Source organism: Bradyrhizobium sp. USDA 10063, from assembly GCF_054063735.1.
On sequence record NZ_JBSSGP010000001.1, the window covers coordinates 143,002 to 156,850 of the forward strand.

Consider the following 13,849-nt stretch of genomic DNA (forward strand, 5'->3'; position numbering starts at 1 on the left):
CATGCCCGGCCGGCGCGTCAAGGGTGAAGCTTCGCCCGCGTTCCGCGGCCCTTGACCCGCCGGACCGGTGAGGCGGCCGGCGAGGAGGTGTGATGAAGAACTGCAGTGACGAAGTGATCAGACGGATCGCTCGCGCTGTCAGTCCGTCTAGGCCAAGAGGAGCCGCCCATGCACACCTCCCCCACTATCCGCAAAGTCGTCGAAGGCGTTGCGACGCGCCATGAGATGCACCGATTATTCAACCGCCATCTCGGTGACCCCGCGATGGCCGAAGGTGAAGGCCAGCATCTCTTCGCCGGTGAGTGGTTTGAGATCAACGAGCGGGAGCACGACTACATGCTCGAGATCGTGCCACCGCTATTCATATGCGCCGGCATGTTCGCGATGCGCGAATTCGTGACGGGCAGCGTCACAAGCATCTTCTTCGCGCTTGCCATCGACGGAAGGCGGCGCTGGTTCCATGGCTATTGCGATCTTTCCGATCGGCTATCGCCGGATCGGATGAAGGCGGCGATCATCGAGCGCGAGTCACGGCCCGTGCGCGCGATGACTCGCGACGAGCGGCTGGAGCACGTCTGGTCGAGCACGCATGACGATTATCGCGGCTATGCCGGCGAGCGCTGGCCGCTGGCCATGCGCGGCCGCCGCACCGTACTCGTCTATGCCGGCCAGAGCGGCACAGTCCTGAAGCTGCTCGACGACCTCACCGAGGCAGAGATCGCAGCCAAGCTGCCGGTGCAGTTCCGCCATCTGCCGGAGACGGCCGCGGCCTAGCCCGACCTCCCCTCCCCGCCCCGCGGCAGCCCGGCCTCGCTCAGGGCGCCGCATTTCACCACCCGGCTAGGTGCCGGCCCACTCATCAACTCCCGCAACGCCGTGCCGTCCGTCGCAGCCCGCGCCGGCGGACGGCGGCGCGCGCCCAACTGGAGGACATTTCCCATGTCGCATGACGATCCTTTCACCCTCGACCTCTTCGGCAATACCGCCCTTTCATCCAGCCTGGGCCTCGGCGTCACTGCCTTCGCTTCCGATGTCGGCGGTGACGACCATGACGATGATCCGCCGCCCTCGACGCCGGCCTCGGCAGCGCCGGCGGTCGGATCGGCGCGGCGCTCAGAGTCCGGTCCCCGCAAGCGCGGCGACAATTTCTATCTTTCCGGCGAGCGCGGCCTCGCAAAGGGCTGGAAGCAGCGCGCCCGCGACAGCATTGCCGCAGTTCGGCTCGCTACACAGATCGAGGCCGCGCAACGGCCCGCGACGGTCGAGGAGCAGCGGCAACTGATCCGCTTTATCGGCTTCGGCGCCTCGGAGCTCGCCGATGGCGTTTTCCGCCGACCCGGCGAAACCGAATTCGCGAAGGGCTGGGACGAGATCGGGGCCGATCTGCAAGATGCAGTCGATGAGGCTGACTACGCTTCGCTGGCACGCTGTACGCAGTATGCCCATTTCACGCCGGAGTACATCGTCCAGGCGATGTGGGCGGGTTTGGTGCGCCTCGGCTGGCGCGGCGGCCGCGTGCTCGAGCCCGGCATCGGCACCGGGATGTTTCCGGCGCTGATGCCGCCGGTTCTGCACGAGGTCTCCCACGTCACCGGCGTCGAGCTCGATCCCGTCACAGCGCGCATCGCGCGGCTATTGCAGCCCCGGGCGCGGGTCGTCACCGGCGATTTCGCGCGCACCGAGCTGCCGGCGCGGTTCGACCTCGTGATCGGCAATCCGCCGTTCTCTGATCGCACCGTCCGTTCGGACCGCGCGCTGCGCTTGCTCGGTCTGCGGCTCCACGACTATTTCATCGTCAAGGCGATCAAGCTGCTGAAGCCGGGCGGGCTTGCCGCCTTCGTCACGTCCCGCGGCACGATGGACAAGGCGGATGGCTCGGCGCGCGCGCTGATCGCGAAGCACGCCGATCTCCTCAGTGCCATCCGTCTGCCCGAAGGTAGCTTCCGCGCCGATGCCGGCACCAATGTCGTGGTCGACATTCTGTTCTTCCGGCGGCGCAAGCACGGCGAGCCCGAAGGCGACCTGTCCTGGCTCGACCTGGATGAAGTATGCCCGGCGACCGAGGACGAGGGCGCAATCCGCGTCAATCGCTGGTTCGCACGCCATCGCCGCCTTGTGCTCGGTGCGCACGCGCTGACCTCCGGCCCGTTCGGCGAGACCTACACCTGTCTGCCCAGTGACGGCGAGGACCTCGCGACCGCGCTGGACGATGCGATCAACCTCCTTCCGGTCGCAATCTATGACGGCGAACCGGAGGTGATCGACCCTGACGACGAGTGCGAGGCCGTGTCGGCGAAGTCGGAGAGCTCGGCGAGCCTCACGGCGCGCGAGGGCAGCTATCTGCTCGATAGCCAGTATGGCTTGATGCAGATCCTTGACGGCCGGCCAGTCGCCGTCAGGTTGCGCAAGGGCCGCAGCGCCGATGGTATTCCGGAGAAGCACGCTCGGATCATCCAGAAGCTGATCCCGATCCGCGATGCGGTCCGCGAGGTGCTGAAGTGTCAGGAGCTCGACCGGGCGTGGAAGGACGCGCAGGTCCGCTTACGCATCGCGTGGTCGAACTTCGTGCGCGCCTTCGGGCCGATCAACACGACCGTCGTGTCGACGGCCGAGGACGACGAGACCGGCGAGGTCCGTGAAACGCACCGCAGGCCGAACCTCCAGCCATTCCTGGACGATCCGGACTGCTGGCTGGTGGCCTCGATCGAAGACTACGACCTCGAGTCCGACACGGCGACGCCAGGTCCGATCTTCACCGAGCGGGTGATCGCTCCGCCGGCGGCTGCCCGTCATCACCAGCGCCGCCGACGCGCTGGCCGTCGTTCTCAACGAGCGCGGCCATGTCGACCCCGACCATATCGCGGAGCTCGTGCACCGCGACGCGGACGATGTCATCGCCGAGCTCGGCAGCGCCATCTTCCGCGATCCCAGCGGCGGCTCGTGGCAGACCGCCGATGCCTATCTGTCGGGTGCTGTGCGCGACAAGCTGAAGGTTGCGGAAGCGGTGGCTGCGCTCGACCCCGCCTATGCGCGCAACGTGACCGCCCTGCGCGAGGTGCAGCCTGCCGACCTCCGGCCCTCTGATATCACCGCACGCCTTGGCGCGCCGTGGATTCCCGCCGCCGACATCGTCGCCTTCGTCAAGGAAACGATGGGCGCGGAGATCAGGATTCACCACATGCCGGAACTGGCGTCGTGGACCGTGGAGGCCCGGCAGCTCGGCTGGATGGCCGCTGGCACGTCGGAATGGGGCACGGAGCGGCGACATGCCGGGCAGCTTCTCTCTGATGCGCTCAACTCCTCCGTCCCGCAGATCTTCGACACCATCAAAGACGGCGACAGCGAACGTCGGGTCCTCAACGTCGTCGACACCGAGGCGGCAAAGGAGAAGCTCTCGAAGATCAAGACCGCCTTTCAGAATTGGATCTGGTCCGATCCGGATCGGACCGACCGGCTGGCGCGGGTCTACAATGACCGCTTCAACAACATCGTGCCGCGCGCCTTCGACGGATCGCATCTGAAATTGCCGGGCGCCTCGGGCGCCTTCGTTCTCTACGATCATCAAAAACGCGGCATCTGGCGCATCATCGCCTCGGGAGCGACCTATCTCGCCCACGCCGTTGGCGCCGGCAAGACGATGACGATGGCGGCCGCGATCATGGAGCAGCGGCGTCTCGGCCTGATCGCCAAGGCCATGCTTGTCGTTCCTGGCCATTGCCTGGCACAGGCGGCGCGCGAGTTCCTGGCGCTCTATCCCGGTGCCCGCATTCTCGTCGCCGATGAGACCAACTTCACGAAGGACAAGCGGTACCGCTTCCTGTCGCGCGCCGCGACCGCGACGTGGGACGCAATCATCATCACGCATTCGGCATTCCGCTTCATCGGCGTGCCGTCTGCCTTCGAGCAGCAGATGATCCAGGACGAGCTCGAGCTCTACGAGCAGCTTTTGACCAAGGTCGAGCGACGACCGCGTTTCGCGCAAACGCCTCGAGCGCCTGAAGGAGGGATTGCGTGAGCGGCTCGAGTCCCTCGCCATGCGCAAGGACGATCTCCTGACCATCTCCGAGATCGGCGTCGACCAGATCATCGTCGACGAGGCGCAGGAGTTTCGTAAGCTCTCGTTCGCGACCAATATGTCGACGCTGAAGGGCGTCGATCCGAACGGCTCGCAGCGCGCCTGGGACCTCTATGTGAAATCGCGCTTCATCGAGAGCAACAACCCTGGGCGGGCCCTGGTGCTCGCCTCCGGCACGCCGATCACCAACACGCTCGGCGAGATGTTCTCGGTGCAGCGCTACCTCGGCTACGCGGCGCTCCAGGATCGAGGCCTGCACGAGTTCGACGCCTGGGCCTCGACCTTCGGCGACGTCTCGACGGAACTCGAGCTCCAGCCGTCCGGCAGGTACAAGCCGGTCACCCGCTTCGCCACCTTCGTGAACGTTCCCGAGCTGATCGCCATGTTCCGGTCCTTCGCCGACGTGGTGATGCCGGAGGACCTGCGACAGTACGTGAAGGTCCCGGCGATCTCGACGGGCAAGCGCCAGATCCTGACGGCAAAGCCGACGCCGGCGTTCAAGCGCTACCAAGCCCTGCTCGACGCGCGGATCAAGGCGATCGAGACGCGCGACCGGCCGCCGGAGCCGGGTGACGACATTTTGCTTTCTGTTATCACCGACGGGCGGCACGCGGCGATTGACCTGCGTCTGGTCGATCCGGACAGTGATAACGAGCCGAACAACAAGCTGAATCTTCTCGTCAGGAACGCCCTCCGCATCTGGAGGGAGACGTCAGACAACAGTTATGTGCGCGCCGACGGCAAGCCGTACGAGCTGCCGGGCGCCGCGCAGATGATCTTCTCCGACCTCGGAACGATCAGCGTCGAGAAGACGCGCGGCTTCTCGGCCTATCGCTGGATCAGAGACGAGCTCGTCCGCATGGGCGTGCCCCCGTCCGAGATCGCCTTCTGATCGGCTCCTCCGACACGATGGGCACCGGCGTCAATGCGCAGCTCCGCCTGAAGGCCCTCCATCACCTCGACGTGCCGTGGCTACCCTCGCAGATCGCGCAGCGCGAGGGCGGGATCGAGCGCCAGGGCAACCAGCACGACGTGATCGACATCTTCGCCTATGCTACCGAGGGCTCGCTTGACGCGAGCATGTGGCAGAACAACGAGCGCAAGGCTCGCTTCATCGCCGCGGCGCTCTCCGGCGACACGTCGATCCGTCGGCTTGAGGATCTCGGCGAAGGCCAGGCCAATCAGTTTGCGATGGCCAAGGCGATCGCGAGCGGCGATCAGCGGCTGATGCAGAAAGCCGGGCTCGAAGCTGACATCGCGCGCCTGGAACGTCTGCGCGCCGCCCATATCGACGACCAGCACGCCGTCCGCCGGCAGATCCGAGACGCGGAACGCGACATCGAGTTCTGCACGCGGCGGATCGCGGAGGTCGGCAAGGATATCGAGCGCCTTGTTCCGACGGTCGGCGACGCCTTCGCCGCGACCATGGCCGGCAAGCGCTATGTCGAGCGCAAGGAGGCCGGCCGCGCCCTGATGAAGGAAATCCTGACCCTCGTCCAGCTCCAGCAGGAGGGCGAGACCATCATCGCCACGATCGGCGGGTTCGACCTCGAGTACTCCGGCGAGCGTTACGGCCGTGATGGCTATCGCTACAGCACCATGCTGATCCGCATCGGGGAAGCGCATGAGATCGAGTTTCCGCTCACAGTGACGCCGTTTGGTGCAATCTCCCGCCTCGAGCACGCGCTCGACGACTTCGAGGGCGAGCGGGAGCGCTATCGCCAGCGTCTCGCCGACGCACATCGCCGGCTCGCCTCATACCGGTCGCGCGAGGACGGCGAATTCGTATTCGCAGCCGATCTCGCCGAGAAGCGCCGGCAGTTGGCGGAGGTCGAGAGAGCCCTTGCGACGGATGTGGAGGGCGCGGGCGAGAGCGCTATCGCAGCGTGATGAGGAAGGAAGGGAAAGGCCCGCTCGCAGATCGGCCGGGCCGGCAGCGCTGAAGCTCAACCGCCGCCTGCGCGATCCCAACCCGTCGTCCTTCGCAGGGCTGTTAGCCCTGCTTGTCCGGCCGGGTGGGGATGCTCGGCCGCAGTTGTGCCGGCCCGACCGCGCCGCGGGGCCCGGGGGTGTCTTCGGGAAGAAGACGAGGAAGGGCCCCCAAGGCGCGGTCCGCGAACCCGAACAGGAGAATCTCATGCATCTCATCAAGATTGATCCGCGTGCGCTCAACGAAAATCCCGACCGCATGCGCCAGACGAAGTCGACGCCGCAGGCCGACGCCCTACTGCTCGCAACGATCAAGGCCGTCGGCATCGTCCAGCCGCCGGTCATCACGCCCGAGACTGGCGGCCGCAACGGCTATGTCATCAATGCCGGTCATCGCCGCGTGAAGCAGGCGATCGCCGCCGGCCTCGAGGAGATCGACGTCCTCGTCGACGAGGCGGCGAACGACAACGGCGCCATGCGCTCGATGATCGAGAACATCGCCCGCGAGGCGCTCAATCCCGTCGACCAGTGGCGCGCGATCGAACGCCTCGTCGCGCTCGGCTGGACCGAAGAGGCAATCGGCGTCGCATTGACCCTGCCCGTCCGGCAGATCAGGAAGCTCCGCCTACTCGCCAACGTGCTGCCTATCATGCTCGATCACATGGCCAAGGGCGACATGCCAGACGAACGTCAGCTTCGTACCATCGCCTCGGCGTCGCTCGACGAGCAGAAGGAGGTCTGGAAGAAGCACAAGCCCTCCAAGGCGGATCCGCAGGTGTCGTGGGGGAGCGTGGCGCAGGCCCTGACCAAGGCCCGGATGTACGCACGTCACGCCAGCTTCGGCGACGACCTCGCCCAGGCCTACGGCATCCAGTGGGTCGAGGACCTGTTCGCGCCGGCGGACGAGGATAGCCGCTACACCGCGAATGTCGAAGCGTTCCTTGGCGCGCAGCAGGAATGGATGACGAACAACCTGCCGAAGCGCGGCATAATCGCCGAGACGACGAACTGGGGCGAGGTCAAGCTGCCGCCGAAGGCGGAGCGCGTCTACGGCAAGCCGTCGAAGTCGGATTGTACGGCGATGTATCTTGACCGTGACGGCCGGGTGCAGAGTGTGCATTACCGCATGCCTGCAGCGAAGAAGTCGAAGGACAAGGGTACGGCGGCCGGCGCTGACGCTGCTGACGAGAGCACAGCGGTCTCAAAGCCGCGTCCCGACGTGACGCGCAAGGGCGTCGAGATCATCGGCGACTTCCGAACCGACGCCCTCCATGAGGCGTTGGCACGCGCGCCCGTCGAGGACGATGCGCTGATGGCGCTGCTGATCCTTGCGTTCGCGGGCCAGAACGTCTCAATCGATTCCGGTAGCGGCGGCACCTATTACGGCAACCGCCGCATTGCGCGCCATGCTGCAACGATGTTCGATCAGGACGGCAAGCTCGTCCTCGACATGGACACGCTGCGCGTCGCGGCGCGCTCGATCCTCGTCGAGGTTCTCTCGTGCCGGGAAAACCGCACCGACAGCGGCATCGTTGCGCGCGTCGCCGGCGAGGTGGTCGGCGCGGACAACTTCCTGCCAAACATGGGCACCGACGACTTCCTGTCGTGCCTGTCGCGCGCCGCGCTCGAAGGCTCGTGCAAGGACGCGTCGGTTCTCCCGCGCCAGAAGGTGAAGGACACCCGCGCCGCTTTGGTCGAGCACTTCAAGGAAGGCCGCTTCGTCCATCCGGCAGCGCTGTTCGCTCCGGACAAGGTCGACTTGTTGGCCTGGCTGGCGAAGAACGCCATCACCGCCGACGACCAGGTCGAGGACCCGGACGCTGGCGACGAGGACAGTGGGGAAGCCTCAGATAACGAGGCGTTCCGTGAGGCGGCTGAATAGCCCGCCCACCATATCCGAAGGACACCCCGCCGCCGGCCCAGCTGGCGGCGGCTTCGTTTCCAACACCCATGAACAGGAGGACGTCCATGTCCGCGCAATTGATCTACGACCTCGACCCGCTCGGAGCGATCATACAGTTTTCCGACGGCATGCCGCGGCCACCGGACCGGCACCGCAGGAAGCTCGCGGCCTGGGAACACCGCAACCGCGGCAGTCGGCTGATCCGCAAGCAGGCAGAACGCCGCGCCGGCAACACCGTCATTGGCGCCACCATCACACTCCACGCCGGCGACTATGGGCGGCGGCGGTGTTGTGGTGCTTCGCGTTCACCGAACCTTCTCGGTCGACAGCGACCTGAGGTTCGTCGTGACCGAACGCCCGAGGGTCGGTGCGGTCCGCGTGCTCAGCCAACCCGGCGGGGACGCCGAACTCGTCTATCTCGCCAGCAGCCGCGCCGACGCCGAATGCTGGCTGCAGAGCCACGGCTATCCAGATGCGGTTCTCGAAGAGGTGACAGCCGATGCGCCAGCAACCGACGTCATGGAGGGGAGGACGGCCGCATGACGACGCCCTCACCCCTCACCCCCGTGACGGACCCGAATTCTGGATTGCCCGAAATCGAGTTCGGCTGCAGCGGCGACGGCCATCTCGTCGCTCGTGTCGGCGACACCGCGTTCGCCATGCTGCCGGGACGTGACGCCCGCCATTATCTCGCGACCGGCTGGCGCATCAACCGGCCGATTGCCGAATGGAAGCGCTCTGACTTCTACGGCCATTCCGGCGAGCTCGCCGACGAGGCGGCCTTTCGGACGAAGGTCGTGGAGAACGCCGAGCATCAGCGCGAGAAGCTTGCGCTCGGCCGTCGCGACGCCGGCTCCAATGCGAACACGCCATGGGGTCCGTCGCAGGGTGCAACCGTCTATGCGGAAGGCGTTATCTGCCATTCAACGGCGGGTCACGGCGGCTTTCATCTCTCGGCCGAGCGCAACCGCAAGGTCAACCCTGTACTGCGCGCGCGGAGCGGCTGGTACGAGGAAGACGAGGCCTGGGCGATCGTGGCGATCACCTTCCCCGCATCTGTTCACCGGCTACGAGCGGCGCTGCGCCGAGCGCACCATCAAAGATAGTTGGTCCGATGCGTGGGAGGCAATTTTCGGGATCGTGCTGCAGCCCGGCGAATCCCGTGAGAAGGATCGGCGCACCTTCGAGAAGGAGCACGCCGACAACTGGATCGTCGTGTCGGCGATCATGTCGGATCAGCAGCCGGGCTTTGTTGAAGTCGTCGCCACGCCGGGCGGCAGACGCGGCGCGGGTACTGAGGAGCGACGTTTCCTCGTCCCGTCCGACGAGTACCGGATCGGCCGCTTCGGCTTCGTCGTCGATGAGACCCGCCACCCGGTCTATTCCGGGCCATCGAGCTTCATCGGTTGGCAGGGAAGGACGTCGCCATGAAGGCTTCCTCCGAACGCCTCGCCCGGCTTTCGCGCATGGAAGAGGCGCGCCGCCAGACGCAGCGCGAGCTCGACATGATCGACCGGCAGATCATCCGCCGCATGACGACGCTGATCCCGCAGCTCGGCCGCAAGCGGTCCGGATACCGTCGTCGGAAGCCGCCTGACCCGAGCATTTTCCTCGAACGCTATCGTTCGAACCTTGCGGCGATCACCGCGGAGCGCCAGCCAGAAATCGACGCGCTATCGCGCAAGCTCGCCCGGCAGGATGCCGCGATCGAGACGCTTCGGGCTCGATGCGCGCCGGAGTCTCGACCCGCTCGTGACGACCCGGAGCGTTCACATCGCAAGGACGAATGTCGCAGTCCGGCCGACTGTCGTCCGGGGAAGCGGCACGGCGCTGCGGCCTAGCGAGGCCGAAGCTGACTTTGTGGCTCGCTCAGGCGAACGTCTTGAGCACGGCGCGAAGCTGGCGGTCTGCCGGGTCGAACCTTTCCGCATTCGCCAACCCGGCCCGCACCCTGTCGGCCCTCCCCTCGGGTTTGCTGCGGTCTGCGCCCCCGGCGGTCCGCTTCAAGGCCAAGTCGCAAGCGACCAGGAACCGCCGATCTCGGCAAGGCCCGGCCGCGTTCGGCGCAGGGCTCCAGCAAGCCGGACCCTGCTTGTCCGCAGCCGGACCTCGCTCGCCTCGCGGTCCCCGGACCTTGAAGCCGCCCTCATCCCGGCGGCGCTGGGCGAGCGCACCCGAAGGGAGGTCCGGCAGGGGCCGGATCGAACCAGACGGCGAAACCAGATAAGGAATCCACCATGACCAAACCTGCTCGTTCCTCTCGCGCCAGCGCCCGTGTCATCCCGCTTCGCAAGGGCACCACTCTCGAAATGGTCCGGCTCGCCTGTCCCGACGCGGCACAGGCGCAGCGCATCTCCGAAAGCTTCGGCCTTGCGATCCAGGACAGCGACGGCATCCGCGATCTGCACGAGCGGCTCATCATCGAAACCGCCGACGCGCTCAAGGACGGCTTGAGTGAACGCGCAATGCAGATTCACCTTCAACGGATCGTTGGCGCTTACGTCGGCTCCGCGCACGGCGCTGGCCAGTTCTACACCCGCGCAGTCACCGAAGCGCGAGATGCGACCGCCAAGCTCGCCAACGCCGGCCGCGATGAGGACCTCGATGGTCCGGTCGGCTTCGATAGCCAGGCACAGCGCAAGCGTGAGTTCGCCGCCGACATGGGCGTCCAGTCCCACGCGCTTCGCATGGCCGCCGAGGGCGCCGTTGCCGCCTACGAAAAAGTCGTCGGCGAGACCTGGAGGCCTTTCGAGCGTCCCGTCGATAACACGACCGACACCGTCGGCCGGAAGGCGGCTAAGGCGCAGATGTCGGCGTTCGACTAACTGCCGGCGCGGGGCCTCGGCCCCGCGCCTCTTCCATTGCAGCCACCTCACGGGCCGGTCCCCGAGCCCGGCCCGTTTTCATGTCGCCGCTGCAACAAAGGGTGCCTGCCCGCGCTGCGTGCCATCGTCGACTCCTCCCGGTCCGTGGTCCTGCGCCGGACCCTATGCCCGCGCAACGGCTTTGCCGTCCTTCGCGCTGCTTCGGCCCTGCGGGTGCGCGGACCTCGGGCCCGGCGTTGGCGGACCCCGTGAGGAGCCGCGATGGGCGCGGCCTCCCGAACGGAGTCATTATAATGAACAGGAACGGAGAAAAGGCGCGAGGCGACCTGTACGCCCGCATCACGGACCGCATTGTCGCGGAGCTCGAACGCGGTGTGCGCCCTTGGGTCCAACCTTGGACGGCTGCGAATATCGCAGGCCACATCACGCGACCGCTACGACACAACGGCCAGCCTTATACGGGTATCAACGTCGTGCTGCTTTGGTCAGAAGCCATTGCGCGCGGCTTCTGCTCTCCGATGTGGATGACGTTCAAGCAGGCCAGCGAACTCGGCGCGCATGTCCGAAAGGGCGAGACCGGCAGCAGCGTGGTTTACGCGAGCCGCTTCACCAAGACAGAGACCGACGCTCACGGCGACGAAATCGAAAGGGATATCCCCTTCTTGAAGGCCTATACCGTCTTTTGTGTCGATCAAATCGATGGCTTGCCCGAGCATTATTACGGTCGGCCGGCCGCTGTCGCATCAACGATCGAGCGTAACGCGAACGCCGACGCTTTCTTTGCCAATACCGGCGCGATTGTTCGGCATGGCGGCTCGATGGCCTTTTACGCGCCCTCGTCCGATCACATTCAGATGCCGACGATCGAAAGCTTTCGCGACACCGCCTCCTATGTCGCCGTCAGAGCCCATGAGACCGTGCATTGGACCGCTCCCGTTCACCGCGTCAACCGCGATCTCAGCCGATATGCCAAGGATCGGAGCGAGCGCGCACGCGAAGAGCTGATCGCGGAGCTCGGGAGCTGCTTCCTCTGCGCAGATCTCGGGATCTCTCCCGAACTCGAACCGCGGCCTGATCATGCAAGCTACCTCGCATCGTGGTTGGAAGTTTTGTCGAGTGAGAAGCGCTTTATCTTCTCGGCTGCCGCGCATGCGCAACGCGCTGTGGCTTATCTGCACGACCAGCAGCCAAAGGCCGCCGAGGTCGAGGAGGCAGCATGATGAGCGCATAACGTGATTGGCGCCGGCGCTTGCGGGCCCCTAGCTGTCCGGTGGTTCGACTCAGAGATGCGGCCTCTTGTTGGCCGCTCGAGAGCCAGCGTCCCTTTATTCCTCGTGCTGCGCCACCTGATTGTGGCCTTGCGTGCCGTCCTTCGAGGAGGACGACGTTCTGACTTACACAGCGCGTCGTCGCTGTGCCGAGCAAATCTCGCTCGCGGCCTTCGGATTCACTTTCGGGCCGCGTGGCTCTCTTGACGGCAGAGCAGCGCGCTTACCCGTTTTGAGGCGTCGACCCGCAAGCCTGAGGAATTGAAAGATGTGTGCGGTCAGCGGTGATCGGGTTGTTCGTCGGTCAAAGTGTCGATGGGCGCAAGTCGTGTTCGTCGGCCGTTTCTTCTGGCGCACCCACGTCGTCCTCGATTGGCATGTCTGACCGAAGGGCGTCGTCGCTTGAGCGCCGCCTCGCTCTGAACCCCGCAACAGCCGGTTACGACTTTCTTCCCCTGGCCGCTGCGCGCCCATTCCTCGCGCAAGCCAAGAAAGTCGTGCCCTGGCTGCCCTCTACTGCGTGCCGGCCCCCTTCGGGGTGCGGCTCGATCGCCTCCGGTCTATCGCCAGCCATCGAGGCCGCGATGGGCGGCCCGGAAAACTGAAAGGACACGACAATGGCGACCATCGGCACCTTCACTTCGACCGGCAACGGCTTCACCGGCACGGTTCGCACCCTCGCTCTCAATGCCAAAGCCAAGCTGGTTCGGGTCGAAAACCCCTCCGACAAGGGACCGCACTTCCGCATCTTCGCCGGCAATGTCGAGCTGGGAGCCGCTTGGCAGAAGACCGCCCGGGACACCGAGCGCGATTACCTCTCGGTCAAGCTGGACGATCCGAGCTTCCCGGCTCCGATCTATGCCACCCTGATCGAGGTGGAGGGCCAGGATGGCCTACAGCTCATCTGGTCCCGCCCGAATCGGGATTGAGGGCCCACGGCAACGGCCCCGCCGAAAGGCGGGGCCATTTGCCCGCTGTCACAGCCTCGGGTCACGGAACCGTGATAGCCACTGGTGCATGTCATTCAAATGTATTACATCTCGCTGCGCGTGAGAATAGGGAGGTCGCTATGGCTTCGAATGCCTTGGTCCAAACCCGCATCGATGCGGACGTGAAGGAAAAGGCCACTGCGGTTCTGGAAAACATGGGTCTCACGGTATCCGACGCCGTTCGGATCCTGCTGACGCGCACGGCCAATGAAGGGATGCTTCCTCTGGAACTCGTGAGCAACAGCCAAGCTTACGACAGCTGGTTTCGTGAGAAGGTGCGCCAGGCGTTGGCCGACACGCGACCCGATATCGATGATTCCGAGGTCGAAACGCATTTCGCACAACGCCGTGCCGCTGCGCTTCGAAAGGCACCGGAGCAGGAGCGGTGAAACTAGTCTGGTCGCGCTTCGCGTTGTCCGATCGCGACAGCATTTTCAGCTACATCGAGGCCGAGAATCCTCGTGCCGCGGTCCATGTCGACGAACACATTGCGAATGCCGCGCGGCGCCTGCTCGACTTTCCGGATAGCGGTCGGCCGGGGCGTGTCGCTGGGACGCGCGAGTTGGTCATTCCGCGTACAACTTATGTCGCGGCGTACCTGGTCGACCGCGATACCGTTCGCATCTTGCGCGTGCTCCATGGCGCGCAGATGTGGCCCGACGAACTTACCAACGACGATTGAGGCAGCTCCGCACAGTATCGTGCGACCAGCTGGACGGGCAAGTTTCGATTTATTGTTTATATCGTAGGTTGACTACGATAAGTGCGATCAAACTAAATCTTCAAGCCTTCGTCTCGCGTGCGTGCCGGACGAATAAAGGCCTTGGTCAGCGTCTTGAGCGTGACCGGAGTTTTCGCCC

The 13,849-nt window shown here is 65.4% G+C and carries 8 protein-coding genes and 3 pseudogenes; all 11 read left to right on the plus strand.

Annotated elements, in window-relative coordinates; translation table 11 throughout:
- Positions 1-168: 168 nt before the first annotated feature.
- The 11 genes and pseudogenes from ACVJGD_RS00665 to ACVJGD_RS00715 all read left to right on the plus strand — a co-directional run bounded on the left by ACVJGD_RS00665 (position 169) and on the right by ACVJGD_RS00715 (position 13,671).
- Positions 169-774, plus strand: coding sequence for a DUF1419 domain-containing protein (locus ACVJGD_RS00665; RefSeq protein WP_456632590.1), 606 nt, complete (start codon positions 169-171; stop codon positions 772-774).
- Positions 775-939: 165 nt separating this feature from the next.
- A pseudogene (locus ACVJGD_RS00670) lies at positions 940-5,965 on the plus strand (Eco57I restriction-modification methylase domain-containing protein).
- A 247-nt stretch (positions 5,966-6,212) separates the two neighbouring features.
- Complete coding sequence (locus ACVJGD_RS00675; protein ID WP_456632591.1) at positions 6,213-7,886, plus strand: ParB/RepB/Spo0J family partition protein; 1,674 nt, start codon at positions 6,213-6,215, stop codon at positions 7,884-7,886.
- Positions 7,887-7,972: 86 nt separating this feature from the next.
- Positions 7,973-8,450, plus strand: a pseudogene (locus ACVJGD_RS00680) (hypothetical protein).
- Positions 8,447-9,338: pseudogene (locus ACVJGD_RS00685) on the plus strand (DUF7007 domain-containing protein). Before ACVJGD_RS00680 ends, ACVJGD_RS00685 begins: the two co-directional pseudogenes overlap by 4 nt.
- Complete coding sequence (locus ACVJGD_RS00690) at positions 9,335-9,748, plus strand: hypothetical protein (protein ID WP_456632592.1); 414 nt, start codon at positions 9,335-9,337, stop codon at positions 9,746-9,748. Before ACVJGD_RS00685 ends, ACVJGD_RS00690 begins: the two are co-directional and overlap by 4 nt.
- 396 nt (positions 9,749-10,144) lie before the next feature.
- On the plus strand, positions 10,145-10,732 hold the full coding sequence (locus tag ACVJGD_RS00695; RefSeq protein ID WP_456632593.1) for a hypothetical protein: 588 nt from the start codon (positions 10,145-10,147) through the stop codon (positions 10,730-10,732).
- A 293-nt stretch (positions 10,733-11,025) separates the two neighbouring features.
- The gene (locus tag ACVJGD_RS00700) at positions 11,026-11,952 is read left to right on the plus strand and encodes an ArdC family protein (RefSeq protein ID WP_456632594.1); all 927 of its coding nucleotides are present in this window, start codon (positions 11,026-11,028) and stop codon (positions 11,950-11,952) included.
- Between the two features lie 665 nt (positions 11,953-12,617).
- Complete coding sequence (locus tag ACVJGD_RS00705) at positions 12,618-12,929, plus strand: DUF736 domain-containing protein (RefSeq protein WP_074448716.1); 312 nt, start codon at positions 12,618-12,620, stop codon at positions 12,927-12,929.
- Between the two features lie 140 nt (positions 12,930-13,069).
- Positions 13,070-13,378, plus strand: coding sequence for a type II toxin-antitoxin system RelB/DinJ family antitoxin (locus ACVJGD_RS00710; RefSeq protein ID WP_456632595.1), 309 nt, complete (start codon positions 13,070-13,072; stop codon positions 13,376-13,378).
- Positions 13,375-13,671 (plus strand): type II toxin-antitoxin system RelE/ParE family toxin, encoded by a 297-nt coding sequence (locus ACVJGD_RS00715; RefSeq protein WP_456632596.1) that lies wholly within the window; start codon positions 13,375-13,377, stop codon positions 13,669-13,671. Before ACVJGD_RS00710 ends, ACVJGD_RS00715 begins: the two co-directional genes overlap by 4 nt.
- Positions 13,672-13,849: the final 178 nt, after the last annotated feature.

Coding starts and splice junctions, on each gene's coding strand:
- ACVJGD_RS00695 (WP_456632593.1), top strand. CDS start 10,145: ATGACCAAACCTGCTCGTTCCTCTCGCGCCAGCGCCCGTGTCATCCCG.
- ACVJGD_RS00710 (WP_456632595.1), top strand. CDS start 13,070: ATGGCTTCGAATGCCTTGGTCCAAACCCGCATCGATGCGGACGTGAAG.
- ACVJGD_RS00675 (WP_456632591.1), top strand. CDS start 6,213: ATGCATCTCATCAAGATTGATCCGCGTGCGCTCAACGAAAATCCCGAC.
- ACVJGD_RS00690 (WP_456632592.1), top strand. CDS start 9,335: ATGAAGGCTTCCTCCGAACGCCTCGCCCGGCTTTCGCGCATGGAAGAG.
- ACVJGD_RS00665 (WP_456632590.1), top strand. CDS start 169: ATGCACACCTCCCCCACTATCCGCAAAGTCGTCGAAGGCGTTGCGACG.
- ACVJGD_RS00700 (WP_456632594.1), top strand. CDS start 11,026: ATGAACAGGAACGGAGAAAAGGCGCGAGGCGACCTGTACGCCCGCATC.
- ACVJGD_RS00705 (WP_074448716.1), top strand. CDS start 12,618: ATGGCGACCATCGGCACCTTCACTTCGACCGGCAACGGCTTCACCGGC.